Origin of the sequence: Streptomyces sp. NBC_00080, assembly GCF_045041255.1 — a bacterium.
Classification (GTDB): Bacteria; Actinomycetota; Actinomycetes; order Streptomycetales; family Streptomycetaceae; genus Streptomyces; species Streptomyces coriariae.
The window spans coordinates 2133221-2155505 of sequence record NZ_CP108235.1 but is presented as its reverse complement, the minus strand read 5'-3'; the positions used below and the strand labels follow the sequence as shown (position 1 = coordinate 2155505).

At 75.2% G+C, this 22285-nt stretch carries 1 protein-coding gene; it reads left to right on the top strand.

Annotation, left to right across the window (positions count from 1 at the left end; all coding sequences use genetic code 11):
- Positions 1-235: 235 nt before the first annotated feature.
- Entirely contained in the window at positions 236-22285 is a 22050-nt protein-coding gene (locus OHU34_RS09460; protein ID WP_405765814.1) for a non-ribosomal peptide synthase/polyketide synthase, read from the top strand.

Sequence of the window (22285 nt, the reverse complement as noted above, 5' to 3'; positions counted from 1 at the left end):
GCGGTCCGGGGGCCTCGCCGGGGTGCCGTCGGGTCATCTTCCCTCGCGCAGACCCCTGTTGGCGGACCACCGGACAATCCTGTCAGCAGGTTAGGTGAGCATAACCTCAGTCATTGCGACTTGGGCCCGTGGTTCCGAAAGGGGTCTATCAAGTAAGGCAATGCTTACCTTACTATTCGAGCGGTCGCGGCTCCGCTGAGCCGTTCCACACCGCACCTGGGAGGCACGGGCAGCTGTGTCGGGCAACACGCGTTCTTCTGCACAGGCGACGGCGACGGACTACTGGCGGCGGCGGTTCGCCGCACCGGTGCCGCAGCCCGCACTGCCACGGGACTTCCCGCACCCGCCCCGCCAGGAGGGGGCGGCGCCGCGCGCCCGGCGCGCCGCCCCCTCGGCGGCGACCGCCGACCGGGTGACCGGACTCGCCGCCCTCGTGGCCCTGCTGCACCGCTACGGCGGTGCCGCCGCGACCGGGACGGCGGTGGCGCACGAAGGGCTGCCGCTGCGCGTCGCGGTCGACGGCGACACCCCGTTCGCCGAACTGTGCGAACGGGTCGGGGCGGCGCGCGCCGAGGCCGCGGACCACCGCCTGCCGACCGCCGAACTGCTGGACCTCCTCGCCCCCGAACCCTTCCGCGGCGGCGGGCTGTTGTGCGCCACGGGCTACGGCGACGCGTCCTGGGACGAGGGGGGCCCGCTGGACCTGGCGCTGACCGTGGCCGACGGCGAGGTGTCGGCGGACTACCGGACCGACCTCTTCGAACCCGCCACCGTCGACCGGATCCTCGGCCACTACCGCACGCTCCTCGCCGACGCCCTCGCCCGCCCGGCCACCCCGATCGCCGACCTGGAACTCCTCGACGACGGGGAACGGCACCGGATCCTGCACGACTGGAACGACACCGCGCACGACGTGCCCGCGCTCACCTGGCCGCGGATGTTCGCCGACCAGGTCGCCGCCCGCCCCGACGAGGTGGCCCTCGTCCACGAGGACGTCCGCCTCACCTACGCCGAACTCGACGCGCGCGCGTCCCGGCTGGCGCACACCCTGGTGGCCCGGGGCGCCGGTCCCGAGACCGTGGTCGCCCTCGCCGTACCGCGCTCGGCCGACATGATCGTCGCGGAGGTCGCCGTCCTGAAGGCGGGCGCGGCCTATCTGCCCATCGACACCGACTACCCGGCCGACCGCATCGCCTACATGCTCGCCGACGCCCGGCCGGTCTGCCTCGTCACCACCGCCGAGATCGTGCCCGACCTCCCCCCGGACATCGATCCGCTGGTCCTCGACGCCCCGGACACGATCGCCGAGCTGGCCGGCCGCCCCGCACAAGGGCCGTCGGCCGCCGACGGGTCGACGGCCGCGCACGCGGCCTACGTGATCTACACCTCCGGCTCCACCGGCCGCCCCAAGGGCACGGTGCTCTCGCACGCCGGGGTGGCGGGGCTGGTCGCCACGCAGCGGGAACGCTTCGGGATCGGCCCGCACAGCCGGGTCCTCCAGTTCGCCTCACCCAGCTTCGACGTGGCGTTCTGGGACCTGTGCCTCGGACTGCTGTCCGGCGGCCGACTGGTCGTCGTGCCCGCCGACCGCCGGGTTCCCGGCGCGCCGCTCGCCGACTACGCGAACGAGCACGGCGTCACCTTCATGATCCTGCCGCCCGCCCTGCTCGCCGCGATGCCGGACGACGTGCAACTCCCGCCGCGGGCAACGCTGCTGGCCGGTACGGAGCGGGTGTCCCCCGAGCTGGTCGGCCGGTACGCGCGCGGCCGGATGATGTTCAACGCCTACGGCCCGACCGAGGCCACCACCAACTCCACGCTGGGCCTGTGCGATCCGGACACCCCGCCCGGCACCATCGTGCCGATCGGCGTGCCCGACCCCGGCACCCGCGCCTACGTCCTCGACGACCGGCTGCGGCCGGTCCCCGCCGGTGTCACGGGAGAGCTCTATCTCGGCGGCGCCGGCCTCGCCCGCGGCTACCTGGGCCGCCCCGCCCTGACCGCCGAACGCTTCGTCGCCGCCCCCGACACCCTCGCCGCCGCCCCCGGCGACCGGCTCTACCGCACCGGCGACCTGGTGCGCTGGAAGGCGGACGGACGACTGGAGTTCCACGGCCGCGTGGACAGCCAGGTCAAGATCCGCGGCTTCCGCATCGAGCCCGGCGAGATCGAGTCCGTCCTGCGCTCCCACCCGGCCGTCGACCAGGCCGCGGTCGTCGTCCGCGAGGACCGCCCCGGCGAACGGCGCCTCGCCGCCTACGTCGTGCCCTCGCTGGACGCCGGTCCGGAGGCGGACGCGCAGGCCGGAGTCGCCGACTGGAAGGACCTGCACGAACTGCTGTACTCCGCGGCGGGTTCGGAGGGCTTCGAGGAGAACTTCGCCGGCTGGAACAGCATGTACGACGGGCTGCCCATCCCCCTCGCCGACATGCGCGAGTGGCGGGAGGCGACCCTCGACCGGATCCGCGCCCTACGGCCCCGGCGCATCCTGGAGATCGGCGTCGGCTCCGGCCTGCTGCTGTCCCGGCTCGCCCCGGACTGCGAGGCGTACTGGGGCACCGACCTGTCCGAGGAAGCCGTACGGGCCCTGGACGCCCAGGTGTCCGCCGTCCCCGGCCTCGCCGACCGGGTCACCCTGCTGGCCCGGCCCGCGCACGACCTCACCGGGCTGCCCGAGGGCCACTTCGACACGATCGTCGTCAACTCCGTCGTCCAGTACTTCCCCGGCGGCGACTACCTCACCGGCGTGCTGCGCGCCGCCGCCGCGCTGCTCGCGCCCGGCGGCGCCCTCTTCGTCGGCGACGTACGCAACCTGCGGCTGCTGCGCACCCTGAGCGCGGCCGTCGAGGGCGGGCGGGTGCGCGACGAGACCGACGGCGACAAGGAGGCCCTGCGCGCCGCCGTGGACCGGGCGCTCGCCTGGGAGGGCGAACTCCTCGTCGACCCGGACTACTTCGCCACCCTGGACGGCCTCACCGCCGACATCCGGGTCAAGCGCGGCACGCACCACAACGAACTCACCCGGTACCGCTACGACGTGGTCCTGCGGCCGCGGGCCGACGGGGGCGCGGAGGTGCCCGAGTCGCCCTGGCCCGCGCTCGGTTCGGTCCACGCCCTCGACACCCTGCTCGCCGGGCGCCCGGACCGGCTGCGGGTCACCGGCATCCCCAACGCCCGGCTCGCCGACGACCTGGCCGCGCTCGACGCCCTCCGGGACAGCAGCAGGCCGGCCGGCGCGGCGCACGGAGTGGACCCCGAGTCCCTCCACGAGAGCGCCGCCCGGCACGGCTACGAGGCGACGCTCACCTGGAACGGGGACGCCGAGGACGGCAGCCTGGACGCCGTGTTCGCGCCCGCCGGGGACGACCTCGTGGCGCCGTACCGCCCCGGCGGCGGTCACCCGCTCACCAACCGTCCGGCACCCTTCCGCAACGTCACCGCGCTGATGACGGCCCTGCGCCGGCACGCCGCCGCGTATCTGCCCGACTACATGGTCCCGGCCGCCTTCGTCCCGCTGGACCGACTGCCCGTCACCCCCAGCGGCAAGCTCGACGCCGCCGCCCTGCCCGTGCCGGACCTGACCCCGACCGGCGCCGGACGGGCCCCCGGCACGGAACGCGAGCGGCTGCTGTGCGATCTGTACGCGCGGGCGCTGAGGGTGCCCTCGGTGGGCGTCGACGACGACTTCTTCGCGCTCGGCGGCGACAGCATCGTCGCCGTCCAGCTGCTCGTCCTGGCCCGCCGGGCCGGTCTGGAGCTGACCCCGCGCGACGTCTTCCGCCACCGCACGGTCGCGGAACTGGCCGGCGCCGCCCGCACCGCCGCGGCCGGCCCCGTGGACGACACCTCCTGGCAGCTGGGCGACGACGAACTCGCGGCCCTGCAGGGGGAGTCCGCCGTCACCGTCGAGGAGACCCTGCCCCTCGGCCCGCTCCAGGAGGGCTTCTTCTTCCACGCCCTGATGGACGGCGCCGGACACGACACGTACGTCGTGCAACAGGTCGTCGAACTGTCCGGACCGGTCGACGGCGCCCTGCTGCGCCGGGCGGCACAGCGACTCCTCGACCGGCACGCCCCGCTGCGCGCCTGCTTCCGGCAGAGGCCCGACGGCCGCCCCGTCCAGATCGTCGCCACCGGTCTCGAACTGCCCTGGCGCGAGGTGGACCTGGCCGCGCAGGACGATCTCGCGGTCCGGCGAGCACTCGCCGAGGCCGTCGCCGCCGACGAACGCGCCCACCGCTTCGACCTCGCCCGCCCTCCCCTGCTCCGCTGCGCCCTGATCCGCTTCGGGGACGAGCGCAGCCGACTGGTCCTGACGTTCCATCACATCGTCGCGGACGGCTGGTCCCTGCCGATCCTGCACCGCGAACTGCTCGCCCTGTACGGCGACGACCCGGCGCCGCTGCCCGCGGTCGCCCCGTACCGCGGCTACCTCCGCAGGATCGCCGGCGCCGACCGCGAGGCCGCCCGGGCCGCCTGGCGTGCCGCGCTCGCCGGCGTCGAGGAGCCCACCCGGCTGGTCGAGGTCCCGGCGCCCGCCGGACCCGTCGAGCCCGGGCAGATCCGCGTGGAGCTGTCCGAGCGGGTCACCGCCCGGCTCGCCGCCCGCGCCCGGGAGCGCGGGGTGACCCTCGGCACGCTCGTGCAGGGCGCGTGGGGACTGCTCGTCGGCCGCATGGCGGGCCGTCAGGACGTGCTGTTCGGCACCACCGTGGCCGGCCGTGACGCCGCCGTCGACGGCATCGAGTCGATGATCGGTCTGTTCATCAACACGCTGCCCACCCGGCTGCGCTGGACGCAGGGCGACACCCTCGGCGCTCTGCTGGAGCGGCTCCAGGAGGAGCAGAGCGCACTGCTCGACCACCAGCACCTCGGCCTCGCGGACATCCAGCGGGCCGCCGGGCACACCGGGGGCGGCGAACTCTTCGACACGCTCGTGGTGTTCGAGAACTACCCCGGCGGCGACGGCGCCCCGGGCATCACCGACCCCACCGGCACGATCGCCGTCGCCGGACACGCCTTCCACGACGCCGTGCACTACCCCCTGGCCCTCGTCGTCAAGCCCGGCCGCCGTCTCGACCTGCGGCTGAAGCACCACGCGCGGCGCCTGGACGCCGACGCCGCGCAGTCCCTCGCCGACCGGCTCACCCTGGTCCTCGGCGCCCTGGCCGACGACCCCGGGGCCCGGGTCGCCGACCTCGGACTGCTCACCCCGCGCGAGCTGGCCGGCGCCCACCCGGCGGGGGAGTCCCGGCCGGTCCCGGCCACCACGCTGGCCGCCGCGTTCGCCGCGCAGGCCGCGCGCACCCCGGACGCCACCGCCGTCGTCCTCGACGGCGCGACCCCCCTCACCTACGCCGAACTGAACCTGAGAGCCGAGGAGTTGGCCGTCCGCCTGCGGGCCCGGGGCGCGGGCCGCGAGCGGTTCGTCGCGGTCGCCGTACCGCGCTCGGCCGAGCTGATGGTGGCGCTGCTCGCCGTCCTGAAGTCGGGGGCCGGCTATCTGCCCCTGGACCTGGACTACCCGGCCGAGCGGCTCGCGTACATGCTGACCGACTCGGGGGCGACCACGGTCGTCACCACGGCACGGGACGCGGGACGGCTGCCGTCGGTCGAGGGCCTCGACGTGATCGACGTCGACGGCGTGACCGGAGTGACCGGAGTGACCGGAGTGACCGGAGTGACCGGCGTGACCGACCGGGCCGGGGCGGCGGACGACCTCCCGCCGGCCGCCCCCGGGGACCCGGCCCGTCCCGACGACCCCGCCTACCTCATCTACACCTCCGGTTCCACCGGCCGTCCCAAGGGCGTCGTCGTCACCCACCGCGCCATCGTCAACCGGCTGGCCTGGATGCAGGGCGAGTACGGCCTCGACCCCGGCGACCGGGTGCTCCAGAAGACGCCGTCCAGCTTCGACGTGAGCGTCTGGGAGTTCTTCTGGGCGCTGTGCGAGGGCGCCGCCGTCGTCCTCGCCGCGCCGGACGGACACCGTGACCCCGCCTGTCTGGCCCGCCTGATCCGGGCCGAGGGCGTGACGACGATGCACTTCGTGCCGTCCATGCTGGAGGCGTTCCTCGCCTCCGACGAGGTCACCGCCGACCCCGGGTGGGCGGGCGGCCTGCGCCGGGTGTTCAGCAGCGGCGAGGCCCTGTCCGGAGCCGCGGCCCGCCGCTGGCACGACCTGACCGGAGTGCCGCTGCACAACCTGTACGGCCCCACCGAGGCCGCCGTCGACGTGACGTACCACGCCTACGACGGCGCGTCCGACACCACCGTGCCCATCGGTCGGCCCGTGTGGAACACCGGCCTGCGCGTCCTCGACCCCTGCCTGCGCCCGGTCCCCGACGGGGTGCCCGGCGAGCTGTATCTGACCGGCGTCCAGCTGGCCCGCGGCTACCACCGGCGCCCCGCGCTCACCGCCGACCGGTTCGTCGCCGACCCGTACGCCGGCGAACCGGGCGCCCGCATGTACCGCACCGGTGACCTGGTGCGCCGCCGGCCCGACGGCACCCTCGACTACCTCGGCCGCACCGACCGGCAGGTCAAGCTGCGCGGCAACCGGGTCGAACTCGGCGAGATCGAGGCCGCGCTGACCCGCCACCCGGCCGTCGCCCGGGGCGCGGTCGTCGTCCGTGACCAGCGCCTCGTCGCCTACGCGGTCCCGGCGGCCGGAACCGCCGTCGACCCCGCCGAACTGCGCGCCGCCCTCGCGGACGCGCTGCCCGCGCCCCTGGTCCCGGAGGCGTACGTCGTCCTCGCCGACCTCCCGCTCACCCCCAGCGGCAAGCTCGACCAGGCCGCGCTGCCCGCCCCCGAGGCCGAGCGCGCCGCCCGCCGCGCACCCTCAGGACCGCTGGAACGGCAGCTCACCGAGATCTTCGCGGCCGTCCTCGGCATCGAGGACGCGAGCCCCGACGACGACTTCTTCCGGCTCGGCGGCGACAGCATCAGCTCCATCGGCGTCTCCGGCCGGGCCCGGGCGGCCGGCCTGGACCTGAGCCCCCGCGACGTGTTCACCCACCGCACCCCCGCCGCCCTGGCGGCGGCGGCCGGAGCGGCGACGGCGGCCCCGAGCGCCGGCCGCGCCCCCGCCGCCCCCTTCACCCTCACCGACGCCGAACACGCCCGTGTCCGCGCCCTGGCCGCCCCGGCCGCCGTCGCCGACGTCTGGCCGCTGGCCCCCCTCCAGGAGGGCCTGTTCTTCCACTCGGCGTACGACGAGGGCGCCCTCGACGTCTACACCGTGCACGAGACGTTCGACTTCGCGACCCGGCTCGACACCGGACGGCTGCGCGCCGCCGTCCGCACCCTCCTCGCCCGCAACCCGGGCCTGCGCGCCGGCTTCACCAGCGAGGGCCTCGACCGGCCGGTGCAGTTCATCGTCGAGGACCCGGAGGTCCCGCTCGACGAGGTCGACCTCTCCCACCTCTCCGCCGCCGAACAGGACGTACGGCTGCGGGAGTTGACGGACGCGGAGCGCGACCGGCGGTTCGACCTCTCGGCGCCCCCGCTGTTCCGGCTGCTCCTGCTGCGCCTGGGCGCGCAGCGCGGCGACCGGCTCGTCATCGGCCGTCACCTGATCCTCTGGGACGGCTGGTCGGCCTGGCTGTTCCTCGACGAGCTGTTCGCGCTCTACGAGACCGGCGGCGACGCGAACGCCCTTCCCGAGCCCGGCAGCTACCGCGACTACCTGAGCTGGCTGGAGCAGCAGGACGACACGGCCGCCACGGCCGCCTGGCGTGCCGCCCTGGCCGGTCTCGACGAGCCCACGCTGCTGGCCCCGGCCGCGGCCGACGGCCTCGAACCGGTCATCCCCGACCAGCTCGACACAAGCCTGTCCGCCGAGCTCGGCGACCGGCTGCGGGAGACGGGCCGCGCCCACGGTCTGACCCTGAACACGCTCCTCAACGCGGCCTGGGGGCTCACCCTCGCCTCCGCCACCGGACGCCCCGACGTGGTGTTCGGCACCACGGTGGCCGGCCGGCCCAGTGAGGTCCCGATGGTCGGCGACATCATCGGGCTCTTCCTCAACACGGTTCCCACCCGGATCGTCCTCGACCCCGCCGAGCCGGTCCTCGCACTGCTCCGCCGCATCCAGGGCGAACGCCTCGACCTCATGCCGTACGAGCACCTCAGCCTCGGCGTGCTCCAGGCCGAGACCGGACACCGCAGGCTCTTCGACACCCTGTTCGTACTGCGCAACAACGACACCGGGGAACGGCTGGCGGACCTGCGCACCCGGCACGGCGCCACGGCCGTCGCCAACGTCGACGCCACCCACTACCCGGTCAACCTCGTCATCACCCCGGGCCGCCGGATCGCCGTCACCCTCACCCACCGCCCCGACCTCGTCCCGGCCGACCGGGCGCGCACGCTCCTCGACCGGTTCGCGCTGCTCCTCGACCGCCTCGGCGCCGACCTCACGGTGCCCGTCGGGTCCCTCGACCCGCTGCTGCCCGCCGAACACGAGGCGCTGCGAAGGGAGTCGGCGGCGAGCCGGGTGCCCGACCCCGAGGACACCATCGCCGACCTGCTGGCCGCGCAGGCCGGACGCACCCCGGACGAGCGGGCCCTCGTCTTCGGTGAGCGCACCCTGACGTACGCCGAGCTCGACGCGGCCGTGAACCGCATGGCCCGGCTGCTGATCGAGCGGGGCGCCGGCCCCGAGCGGGTCGTCGCCCTCGGCCTGCCGCGCTCCCTGGACATGGTGGTCGCGCTCTTCGCGGTCCTGCGCACCGGCGCCGCCTACCTGCCGCTGGAACTGGACCATCCGGCCGACCGGCTGTCCCTGATGCTGGCCGACGCCCGCCCGCTCCTGCTGCTCACCACCCGGGCCGTCTCCGCCACGCTGGACGGCGACATGGCCCGTGTCCTGCTCGACGACCCGGACACCGGGAACGAGCTGGCCGGGCTGTCCGACACCCCGGTCCGTCTCCGCTTCAGCCTCGAACACCCCGCCTACGTCATCTACACCTCCGGCTCCACCGGCCGCCCCAAGGGCGTCGTCACCCCCTACCGGGGCCTGACGAACATGCAGCTCAACCACCAGAAGGAGATCTTCGCCCCGGCCATCGCCTCGGCCGGCGGGCGGAGGCTGCGCATCGCGCACACCGTGTCCTTCGCCTTCGACATGTCGTGGGAGGAACTGCTCTGGTTGGTCGAGGGCCACGAAGTGCACGTGTGCGACGAGGAGTTGCGCCGTGACGCCGAGGCGCTGGTCGCCTACTGCGAGCGGCACCGCGTCGACGTCGTCAACGTCACCCCGACCTACGCCCGGCTGCTGATCGAGCAGGGCCTGCTGACGGGCCATGTGCCGCCGCTGGTGCTGCTGGGCGGCGAGGCCGTCCCGGAGACGGTGTGGACGGCCCTGCGCGACACCGAGGGGACGTACGGCTACAACCTGTACGGGCCGACCGAGTACACCATCAACACCCTCGGCGGCGGCACCCTCGACAGCGCGACGCCCACCGTCGGCCGCCCCATCCGGGGCACGCGCGCCCACATCCTCGACGCCTGGCTGCGTCCGGTGCCCGACGGCGTGCCCGGTGAGCTGTACATCGCCGGCATCGGCCTGGCCCGCGGCTACCTCGGCCGGCCCGCGCTGACCGCGGAACGCTTCGTCGCCGACCCGTTCGGGGAGCCCGGCGAGCGCATGTACCGCACCGGCGACCTGGTGCGCCGGGGCCCCGACGGCAACCTCGACTTCCTCGGCCGCACCGACGACCAGGTCAAGATCCGCGGCTACCGCATCGAACCCGGCGAGATCGAGACCGTCCTCAGCCGTCACCCGCTGGTCGCCCAGGCCGCCGTGGTGGTCCGCGACGAACGCCTCGTCGGCTATGTCGTGCCCTCCGGCGCCGACTCCGAGGAGCGCTCCGCGGCCGAGGCCGCGCAGGTCGGGGAGTGGCAGGAGATCTACTCCGACGAGTACGAGGAGATCGGCACCGCCGTCTTCACCGAGCGGTACGACGGCTGGGACAGCTCCTACGACGGGCAGCCCATCCCCTTCGACGAGATGCACGAGTGGCGCGAGGCCACCCTCGCCCGCATCGGCGCGCTGCGCCCCCGCCGCGTCCTGGAGATCGGCGTGGGCTCGGGCCTGCTGCTGTCCCGGCTCGCCCCGGAAGTGGAGGCCTACTGGGCGACCGACTTCGCCGCCCCTGTCATCCGCAAGATCGGTGAGGAGGTACGGCGCGACCCGGCCCTCGCCGCCAAGGTCGAACTGCGCTGCCGGCCCGCCGAGGACCTGAGCGGTCTGCCCACCGGCTACTTCGACACGATCGTCGTCAACTCCGTCATCCAGTACTTCCCGAGCGTCGACCACCTCACCGCCGTACTGCGCGGCGCGATGGACCTGCTCGCGCCCGGCGGCGCCCTGTTCGTCGGAGACGTCCGCAACCTGCGGCTGGCCCGCACCTTCCACACCGAGGTCCAGCGCGCCCGCGGCACCGCCGAGGCCGACCTGGAGGCGGCGGTGGAGCGCGGCCTGCGACTGGAGAAGGAACTCCTCGTCGACCCCGAGTTCTTCACCACCCTCGGCTACGGGATCGACCTGCGCACCAAGCGCGGCCACCACCACAACGAGCTGAGCAGGCACCGCTACGACGTCGTCCTGTACGCCGGCGAGCCGGACGTACGGCTGGACGGCGTGCCGGTGGTCGACTGGGCCACGGCCGACACCATCGGCGAACTCGTGCGCGGGGACTGGTCCGGCGCCGAGGGCATCGGCGCACTGCTGGGCGGCAACCGGTCCGGGACCGGGGGCACCGGCCGGCACCCGCGCGGCGAACGGCCCGCGGGCCTGCGTCTGACCGGCGTGCCCGACGGCCGTACCCGTGAAGCGGGCGTCGACCCGGAGCACCTGTGCGAACTCGGCGCGGCCGCCGGATACCGGGTGCTGACCACCTGGTCGGCGCGGACCGGAACGTTCGACGCGGTGTTCCTGGCGACCGCCACCGCCGAACCGCGCCTCACCGGCGGCCTGTTCCGCGCCGGCGGCGGCACCCACCCCTACGCCAACGACCCCACCGCCGCCCGTGAGGCGAGCGCCCTGGTGCGACGGCTGCGCGAGGACCTGGGGCGCGAACTGCCCGACTACATGGTCCCGGCCGCCTTCGTCACCGTCGACGGCCTGCCCATGAACGCCAACGGCAAGCTCGACGTGCGCGCCCTGCCCGACGCCGAGCCCGCCGTCGCCCTCGGTGGCGGACGCGGCCCGCGCACCCCGCGGGAGGAGGTGCTGTGCCGGCTGTTCGCCGAGGTGCTGGGGCTGCCCGAGGTCGGCGCCGAGGACAACTTCTTCGACCTGGGCGGACACTCGCTGCTCGCCACCCGGCTGGTCAGCCGCGCCCGTACCGACCTGGGCGCCGAACTCGCCATCCGCGACCTCTTCGAGGCGCCCACCCCGGCGCTGCTGGCGGGCCGCGCCGACCAGGCGAGCCCGGCCCGGCCGGCCGTCGCCCCCGTCACCGACCGGCCCGCCCGCATTCCGCTGTCGGCCGCTCAGCGCCGGCTCCTGCTGGTCGAGCAGATCACCGGAAGCGGCGTCGCCTACAACTTCCCGCTGGTCTTCCGGCTGCGCGGCGCCCTCGACACCGAGGCCCTGGGCACCGCCCTGCGGGACGTCGCCGGGCGCCACGAGGCGCTGCGGACGGTGTTCCCCGTGCACGAGGGCGAGCCGTACCAGCGGATCGTCCCGGCCGCCGAGGCGTTCCCCGACTGCACGGTGACCGACTGCGCCGAGGACGCGCTGCCCGCGCTGATCGAGGCGGCCCAGCGTCGCCCCTTCGACCTGACCGCCGGACTCCCGCTGCGCTGCGAGGTGTTCCGGCTGGGCCCGGACGACCACGTGGTGGCCGTCGTCCTGCACCACGTCACCACCGACGAGTGGTCCGACCGCCCCTTCCTCGCCGACCTCGACGCCGCCTACGCGGCCCGCCGCGAGGGACGGCCGCCCGCCTGGGCGCCCCTGCCGGTGCAGTACGCCGACTACACCCTCTGGCAGGACGACCTGCTCGCCCGGACCGGCGAGAGCCAGCTCGCCCACTGGGCGGACGCCCTGCGCGGCCTGCCCGACGAGCTCGCCCTGCCCGCCGACCGGCCGCGTCCGGCCGAGCCGACCGGGCGCGGCGGCAAGGTCCACCTGGAGCTGCCCACCGCCACCGGCCACGCCCTGCGTGACCTCTCCGCAGCCACCGGGACGAGCATGTTCATGCTGTTCCAGGCCGCCACCGCGGCGCTGCTGCACCGGCTCGGCGCGGGGGACGACATCCCGCTCGGCGCGCCCATCGCGGGCCGCACCGACGAGGCGCTCGGCGACCTGGTCGGCTTCTTCGTGAACACCCTGGTCCTGCGCACCGACCTGTCCGGCGAGGACCTCACGTTCCGGCGGCTGCTGGACCGGGTGCGGGAGTCGTCCCTGAAGGCCTTCGAGTACCAGGACCTGCCCTTCGACCGGGTCGTGGAGACCCTCAACCCGCCCCGGGCGGCCGGCCGCAACCCCCTCTTCCAGGTCATGCTGGGCTACCACCACCGCCCCGACGGCGACCCGGACGTGCTCGGCCTGCGGACCGAATGGTTCGACATGGACACCGGCATGGCCAAGTTCGACCTCCACTTCACCTTCGTCGACGAGACCGGCCGCGACCGTGTCGTGCTGCTCCTGGAGTACGCGGCCGACCTCTTCGACCACGGGACGGCCGAGCGGCTCGCCCGCCGTACGGCGCGGCTGCTGGAACACGCCGCGGCCGAACCGGACCGCCCGGTGCGCGACCTCCCGCTCCTGGCGGAGGCCGAACGGGCGCAGGTGCTGGAGGAGTGGAACGCCACCGCGCACCCCGTCCCCTCCGCCACCCTGCCCGGCCTCTTCTCCGCCCAGGCGGCGCGCACCCCGCAGGCCACGGCGCTCGTCTTCGAGGGCGAGCGGCTGACGTACGCGGAGCTGGACGCCCGGGTGGAGCGTTCCGCACGGGTGCTGGCCGGGCTGGGCGCGGGCCCCGAGCGGACCGTGGCCGTCGCGCTGCCGCGCTCGCCCGAACTGGTCGTCGCCCTGCTCGCCGTCCACCGCGCCGGAGCCGCCTATCTCCCTCTCGATCCGGACTACCCGGAGGAACGCCTCGCGCTGATGGTCGAGGACGCCCGTCCGGTGTGCGTGATCCGCGACGGCCTGCCGACCGGCCCCGAGGAGGACCTGCCCGCGGCCCACGATCCGGCGCACCCCGCGTACGTGATCTACACCTCCGGCTCCACCGGCCGCCCCAAGGGAGTCGTCGTCCCGCACGAGGGCATCGTCAACCGACTGCTGTGGATGCAGCACACCTACGGCCTGACGTCCGCCGACCGGGTCCTGCAGAAGACGCCCTCCGGCTTCGACGTGTCGGTGTGGGAGTTCTTCTGGCCCCTGATCACCGGCGCCGCCCTGGTGCTCGCCCGGCCCGAGGGCCACCGCGACCCGGCCTACCTGGCCCGGCTGATCCGCGAACAGGACGTCACCACCGTCCACTTCGTGCCCTCCATGCTCCAGCTGTTCCTGGAGGAGCCCACCGCCGCGCAGTGCGTCGGCCTGCGCCGGGTGATGTGCAGCGGCGAGGCCCTGCCCGTCGGCCTGGCCCACCGCTTCCACGAGGTCCTGACCGCCGGGCTGCACAACCTCTACGGGCCGACCGAGGCGTCGGTCGACGTGACGGCCGTCGAGATCGGGCCGGACGCACCGAGCGTGCCGATCGGCCGCCCGGTGTGGAACACCCGGGTGTACGTCCTCGACGCGGGGCTGCGCCCGGTGCCCCCCGGCGTCCCCGGCGAGCTGTACCTCGCGGGCGTCCAGCTCGCCCGCGGCTACCTCGACCGGGCCGCGCTGACCGCCGAGCGGTTCGTCGCCGACCCGTACGGGGCGCCGGGAACCCGCATGTACCGCACGGGCGACCTGGCCCGGTGGACGGCCGACGGTACGGTCGAGTACCTGGGCCGCACCGACGACCAGGTGAAGGTGCGCGGCTTCCGCGTCGAACCCGGCGAGATCGAGGGAGCCCTGACCCGGCACCCGGCCGTCGCCCACGCCGTCGTCGTGGTCCGTGACCAGCGGCTGGTGGCCTACGTGGTGCCGGACCGGGACGCCGGACCGGTGGACGCGACGGCGTTGCGCGCCCGCACGGCCGCCGCGCTCCCCGCGCACATGGTGCCCGCGGCCTTCGTCCCGCTCGGCGCGCTGCCCCTCACCCCCAACGGCAAGCTCGACCGACGGGCCCTGCCCGCACCCGACTTCACGTCCGCGGACGCGCAGGGCGCCCCGCCGCGCGGCCCGCGCGAGGAGATCCTCGGCGGACTCTTCGCCGATGTCCTCGGCCTCGACCGGGTCGGCGCCGACGACGACTTCTTCACCCTCGGCGGACACTCCCTGCTCGCCATGCGACTGGTCAGCCGCGTCCGTACGGTCCTCGGAGCGGACCTCACCGTCCGTACCGTCTTCGAGGCACCCACCCCCGCGCTGCTCGCCGCGCGGCTCGACGACCGGGCCGGCGGCCTGCCGGCCCTGGTCCCCGCGGACCGGCCCGAGGAACTCCCGCTGTCCTTCGCCCAGCAGCGGCTGTGGCTGCTGCACCGCATCGAGGGGCCGCGCGCCACGTACCACATCCCGGCGGCCTGGCGGCTGACCGGCGCCCTCGACCCGGACGCGCTGGCCGCCGCGCTGAACGACGTCGCGGTACGCCACGAGAGCCTGCGCACGGTCTTTCCCGAGGCCGACGGCCGGGCCCGCCAGGTCGTGCTCGACCCGTCCCGGGTCACGGTCCCCGTCCAGCACAGCCGGGTCACGGAGAGCGAACTGCCCGGCCGGCTCGCCGAGGCCGCCGCGCGGGGTTTCGAGCTCGAACGCGACCTCCCGCTGCGCGCCCACGTGTTCGCCCTGAACCCGGACGAACACGTCCTGCTGCTGGTGCTGCACCACATCGCCGGCGACCAGTGGTCCGACGGCCCCCTCTGGCGCGACCTGGCCCTCGCCTACGAGGCCCGCCGTGCGGGACACCGGCCCGGGTGGGCGCCCCTGCCCGTGCAGTACGCCGACTACGCCCTCTGGCACCGCGAGGCACTCGGCGACGCCGACGCGCCGGACAGCCGCCAGTCCCGCCAGCTCACCCACTGGCAGGGCGCGCTCGCGGGCCTGCCGGAGGAACTCGCGCTGCCCACCGACCGGCCCCGGCCGCCGGAGAGCAGCCACCGCGGTGGCGCCGTCGGACTGACCGTCGACGCCGGACGGACCCGTGACCTGCGCATGCTGGCCCGCCGTCATGGCGTCAGCATGTTCATGGTCGCCCAGGCGGCCGTCGCCGCGCTGCTGCACCGGCTCGGCGCCGGAGCGGACATCCCGCTGGGCGCACCGGTCTCGGGGCGCTCCGACGAACACCTCGAAGACCTGGTCGGCTTCTTCGTGAACACCCTCGTCCTGCGCACCGACCTGTCCGGCGACCCCACCTTCGCCGAGTTGCTCGCCCGCGTCCGGGAGACCGACCTCGCCGCCTACGAGCACCAGGACCTGCCCTTCGAACGCCTGGTGGAGGCCGTCAACCCGGCCCGCTCACTGGCCCGGCACCCGCTGTTCCAGGTGATGGTCGTGCACCTGGAGAACGCCGGCGCCACCCCCGCCCTGCCCGGTCTGACCGCGCACCGCGAACCGCTCGGCCAGCAGGGCGCCAAGTTCGACCTCAGCTTCGACTTCGTCGAGCAGGGCGAGGAAGGGCTGCGGTGCTGGATCGAGTACAGCGCCGATCTCTTCGACGAGCCGACCGCCGAACTCCTCGCCGAGCGGCTGGATTCACTGCTGGAGCAGGTCGCCGCCGACCCCGGCCGCCGCGTCGGCAGCCTCGACGTGCTGCGCGACGACGAACGCGCCCTCGTCCTCACCGAGTGGAACGACACCGCGCGGCCCGTCCCCGACCTCACCCTGCCCGAGCTGTTCCGCGCGCAGGCGGCCCGCACCCCCGAGGCCACCGCGGTCGTCTTCGAGGACACCGCCCTCACCTACGCCGAACTCGACCTGCGGGTCGAGCGTCTCGCCCACACCCTCGCCGCGCACGGGGCGCGGGCCGAGGCCACCGTGGCCGTCGCGCTGCCGCGCTCCCTCGCCCTCGTGGTGGCGCTGCTCGCGGTCCACCGCGCGGGCGCCGCCTACCTGCCCCTCGACACCGGCTACCCGGCCGAGCGGCTCGGGTACATGCTCACCGACGCCCGCCCGGTCTGCCTGGTCACCGCCGACGGGGTCAGCCTCCCGGACACCGGCGTGCCCACCCTCACGGTGGACGCCGACGGCGTCCCCGGCCGCCCGGCGCACGCACCGCTGCCCACCGCCCACGACCCCCGCCACCCCGCGTACGTCATCTACACCTCCGGCTCCACCGGCCGCCCCAAGGGCGTCACCGTGCCCCACGAGGGCATCGCCAACCGGCTCCTGTGGATGCAGGACGCCTACCGTCTCGACCGCGGCGACCGGGTCCTGCAGAAGACCCCGGCCGGGTTCGACGTGTCGGTGTGGGAGTTCTTCTGGCCGCTCGTCACCGGCGCCACCCTGATCGTGGCCCGCCCGGAGGGCCACCAGGACCCGGTCTACCTCGCCGACCTGATACGGCGCCGGCACATCACCACGGCCCACTTCGTGCCGTCGATGCTGCGTGCCTTCCTCGACGAACCGACCGCGGCCGGGTGCACCGGACTGCGCCAGGTGATGTGCAGCGGCGAGGCACTGCCCGCTCCGCTGGCCGCCCGCTTCCACCGGACCCTGCCGGGCAGCCGCCTGCACAACCTGTACGGCCCCACGGAGGCGTCCGTCGACGTCACCGCCCACGAGGTGCCCGCCGGCCCGGCGGCCGTACCGATCGGCCGCCCCGTGTGGAACACCCGCACCTACGTCCTGGACGCCGCACTGCGCCCGGTCCCGCCCGGCGTGGCCGGCGAACTGTACCTGGCGGGCGTCCAGTTGGCCCGCGGCTACCTGGGCCGCCCCGGCCTGACCGCCGAGCGGTTCGTCGCCGACCCCCACGCCGACGGGCCCGGCGCCCGTATGTACCGCACCGGGGACCTGGCCCGCTGGACCCGGGACGGCACGCTGGAGTACCTCGGCCGCGCCGACGACCAGGTCAAGCTGCGCGGCTTCCGGATCGAGCTCGGCGAGATCGAGACCGTCCTCGCGGCGCACCCGTCCGTCGACCACGCCACCGTCGTCCTGCGCGACGCCCACCTGATCGCGTACGTCGTCCCGGCCGGGGACGGCGCGCCGGCGGACGCGGCGGCGCTGCGGGCCCACGCCGCCGCCGTGCTGCCCGACCACATGGTCCCGGCCGCCGTCGTCACCCTCGACGCCCTCCCGCTCACCCCCAACGGCAAGCTGGACCGCCGGGCGCTGCCCGCCCCCGACTTCGCCGCCGAGGTGAGCGACACCCGGCCGCGCACGGCGCTGGAGGAGACCCTCGGCGCGCTCGTCGCGGACGTGCTCGGCCTCGAACGGGTCGGTGTCGAGGACGACTTCTTCGCCCTCGGCGGCGACAGCATCGTCGCCATGCAGCTGGTCGCCCGGGCCCGCGCCGCCGGGCTCGCGTTCAGCCCCCGTGACGTGTTCCGGTACAAGTCCGTCGCGGGCCTGGCCACCGTGGCCGCCACCACCGGCCCCGCCCCCGCCGACGGGGACCCCGGCGACACCGCCCCCCTGCTCGACCTCACCGACGACGAGCGCGCCGAACTCGCCGCCCTGCCCGCCGGAACCGAGGTCCTGCCCGTCTCCCCGCTCCAGGCCGGCCTGCTCTTCCACGCCGCCCTCGACTCCGGCGAGGAGGGCCCCGACGTGTACACCGTCCAGGTCTCCTACGACCTGGAAGGACCACTGGACGCCGACCGGCTGCGCGCCGCCGGACAGGCGGTGCTCGACGCGCACGAGAACCTGCGCAGCGGCTTCAGGCACCTGTCCTCCGGGCGGCCCGTCGCCGTCGTACCGCGCACCGCCGTACTGCCCTGGCGGCAGCTCGACCTCACCGGCCCGGAGGCCGGCCCGGACGCCGGCCCGGACTCGTGGACCCGGTTGCTCGGCCAGGAGCGGCGCCGCTTCGACCCCGAACGCCCGCCGCTGCTGCGGCTGCTGCTGGCCCGGCTCGGCCCGGACCGATACCGGCTCGTGCTCTCGCACCAGCACCTCCTGCTGGACGGCTGGTCGCTGCCGCTGCTCACCGCCGAGCTGTGGGCGCGCTACGAGGGCCGCACCCCCGCCGCGCCGGCCCCGTACCGCGAGCATCTGCGGCTGCTGGCCGCCCAGGACCCGGCCGCCTCGGCCGCGGCATGGGCCGAGGCCCTCGGCTCTCTCGCCGAACCCACCCGGCTCGCGCCCGTCGACGCCGACCGTGCCGCCGCCGTGCCGCACACCCACACCGTCGCCCTGGACGCCGTCCGCACGGCGGAGCTGGAGGCGTTCGCCCGGCGCCGGGGTGTCACCCTCAACACCCTCGTCCAGGCCGCCTGGGGTGTCCTCCTCGGCCGGCTCACCGGGCGGGAGGACGTGGTGTTCGGCGCGACCGTCGCCGGCCGCTCGCCCGAACTGGCCGGGGCCGGGTCGATGATCGGCCTGTTCATCAACACCGTGCCCGTCCGCGTGCGGGTCCGTCCGCAGGAGAGCACGGCCGACCTGCTGGCCCGGCTCCAGGACGAGCAGTCCCGGCTCATCGCCCATCAGCACCTCGGCCTCGCCGACATCCAGCGGGCCGCCGGCCTCGGCGAACTCTTCGACACCCTGGTGGTGTTCGAGTCGTATCCGGTGACGGAGGCGGACGGGGGAGGCGCCGGACCGCGCGTCACGGTCCGCGACCACGAGGACTCCACCCACTATCCGTTCGCGTGGGCCGTCGAGCCCGCGGAACGGCTGCGGCTGACCGCCGAGTTCCGCCCCGAGCTGTTCACGCCGGCCACCGTACGGCGGATCGCCTCCGCCCTGACCGCCCTGCTCACCGGCATGGCGGCCGACCCCGACCGCCCGGTCGGACGCCTCGACCTGCTGGACCCCGACGACCGGCACACCGTCCTGCGGACCTGGAACGACACCGCGCTGCCCGTACCGGCGGACGAGCGGCCGGGCACCGTGCCCGCGCTGTTCGCCGCCCAGGCCGCCGCCGCACCGGACGAGGTCGCCGTCACCGATGGCTCGGTGACCTGGACGTTCGCCGAACTCGACGCCCGCACCGACCGGTTGGCGCGTATCCTCGCCGGGCACGGTGCCGGCCCCGAGCGGATCGTGGCCCTCGCCCTGCCCCGCACCGCCGACCACATCGCCGCGATCCTCGCCGTGATGAAGGCGGGCGCCGCCTATCTGCCGCTCGACCCCGACCTGCCCGGGTCGCGGCTCACCGGCATGCTCGACGACGCCCGCCCGGTCCTGGTCCTGGCCACCGGGGAGACCGCCCGCGCGCTGCCCGCCACCGAGATCCCGGTGCTGCTCCTCGACGCCCCGGCCGACGGCCTGCCGGAGGCGGATCCCACCCCTCCCGCCCCAGACCACCCCGCCTACGTCATCTACACCTCCGGCTCGACGGGCCGTCCCAAGGGTGTCGTCGTCACCCAGCGCGGTATCGCCAACCTCTTCCACAGCCACCGCCACGACCTGCACGAGGTGGCCCGGCGCCGCACCGGACGCCGGCACCTGCGCGTCGGACACGCCTGGTCCTTCTCCTTCGACGCCTCCTGGCAGCCGCAGCTGTGGCTGCTGGACGGACACGCCCTGCACATCGCGGACGACGAGACCCGCCGCGACCCCGAACTCCTCACCGCCTTCGTCCGGGACCGGGGCATCGACTTCGTCGAGGTCACCCCGTCGCTGCTGGCCCGGATGGCGGACAGCGGGCTGATCGGCCCCGAGGCCGACTGCCCGCTCTCCGTAATCGGCTTCGGCGGCGAGGCCGTTCCCCCGGCGCTGTGGGCACGGCTGGCCGCGCTGCCGGACACCGAGGCGGTCAACCTGTACGGCCCCACCGAGGCCACCGTCGACGCCCTCGTCGGCCGGGTCCGCGACAGCGCGAGCCCGGTCGTCGGACGCCCCGTCCACCACTCGCGCGCCTATGTGCTGGACACCGCGCTGCGCCCGGTCCCGCCCGGCGTCACCGGCGAGCTGTACCTGTCGGGACCGGGCCTGGCCCGCGGCTACCTCGGCCGGCCGGACCTGACCGCCGAGCGCTTCGTGGCCGACCCGTTCGGTCCCCCCGGGGAACGCATGTACCGCACCGGTGACCTGGCCCGCTGGACCGAGGACGGCCTGCTGGAGTTCGCCGGCCGCACCGACGACCAGGTCAAGATCCGCGGCTACCGGATCGAACTCGCCGAGATCGAGGCCGCGTTGGACACCCACCCGGCCGTGGCGCAGACGGTCGTCGTGGCCCGCGAACACCGGCCGGGCGTACGGCAGCTCATCGCGTACGCCGTCGTCCCGGACGGCAGCGAGGACCCGGCCGCCCTGCGCGCCCACGCCGCCGCCGCGCTGCCCGACTACATGGTCCCGGCCGCCGTGGTCGTTCTGGACCGGCTGCCGCTGCTCTCCAACGGCAAGCTCGACCGGGCGGCCCTGCCCGCCCCTGACTTCACCGCGACGGGCGGCGGCCGGGCCCCTGCGAGCGACGCCGAGCGCACCCTGCGCGACCTGTTCGCGGACGCGCTCGGGCTGCCCGCCGAGGCGGTCGGCACGGACGACGACTTCTTCACCTTCGGCGGCGACAGCATCGTCGCCATGCAACTCGTCGCCCGGGCCAGGGCCGGCGGCCTGCGGGTCACCCCGCGTCAGGTCTTCCAGCACCGCACCGTCGCCGCGCTCGCCGTCGTGGCCGTGCCGCTCGGCACCGACGAACGGCACGCCGCCCACGACGACGGCACCGGCACCGTCCCGCTCACCCCGATCATGCGCGCCCTGCTCGAACGCGGCGGCCCCATCGCCGCCTACCACCAGGCGGCCCTGGTCCGCACCCCGGCCGACCTGACCGGGCCCGGACTGCTGGCCGTGCTCACGGCGCTCGCCGCCCGGCACGACATGCTCCGCGCCCGGCTCGTCCGCGACCCGGAGTGGACCCTGCGGGTTCCCCCGGCGCAGGAGACCGACGTCAGCACCTGGCTCACCCGGGCCGACGTGCGCGGCGCGGACGAGACCGCACTGCGCGCCGCCATCTCCGCCCACGCCGTGACGGCACGGGCCGGACTGGACCCGGAGGGCGGGGCGATGGTGCGGGCGGTCTGGTTCGACGCCGGGCCCGGGAACCCCGGACGGCTGCTGATCCTCGTCCACCACCTGGTGATCGACGGCGTCTCCTGGCGTGTCCTGCTGCCCGACCTCGCCACCGCCTGGGCCGCCGTCCGCACCGGCCGCCCCGCCGGACTGGCGCCCGTGGAACTGTCGTTCGCCCGCTGGTCACGGCTGCTCGGGACCCGCGCGGGCGATCCGGCGGCCGAGGACGAGCTGCCCTGGTGGACCTCCGCCCTCGCCGAGGGCGCCGACCTTCCCCTGGCCCGCCCGCTGGACCCCGCCCGGGACACGGTCGCCACCACCCGCCACCTCTCGCTGACCCTGCCCGCCGACCTGACCGGCCCCCTGCTGAGCCGGGTCCCGGCCGCCTTCGGCGCCACCGTCAACGACGTCCTGCTCACCGCGTTCGCCCTCGCGGTCGCCGACTGGCGGGCCCGGACCCCGGGTGCGCGGGGACCGGGCGGACCCGTCCTGGTCGACCTGGAGGGTCACGGCCGCGAGGAGGAACTCGCGGGCGGCGCCGACCTGTCCCGTACGGTCGGCTGGTTCACCAGCGTCGTGCCCGTACGACTCGACCCGGGCGAGGCCGACCCGGCGGACGCCTTCACGGGCGGCCCCGCGCTGGACGAGGCACTGGCCCGGATCCGCGCCCACCTCGCGGCACCGCCCGCCTCCGGGATCGGACACGGCCTGCTGCGCCGGCTCAACCCCCGCACCGGCCCCGGGCTCGCCCGGCTCGGCGAGCCGCAGATCGAGTTCAACTACATGGGCCGCTTCGAGTACCCGGAGGCCGTCGACTGGTCCTACGCCCCCGAGGACGACGCCGCCGACCTCGACGCGGACCCCGGCATGCCGATGTCCCACGCCCTCACCCTCAACGCCCTCACCGAGGACCGTCCCGAGGGGCCGGAACTGAGCGCCCACTGGGCGTACGCGGCCGGACTCCTCACCGAGGAGGCGGTACGGGACCTGGCCGAGACCTGGTTCCGCGCGCTGGAGGCGGTCGTACGCCGGGCCACCGCCTTGAACCAACCCTGA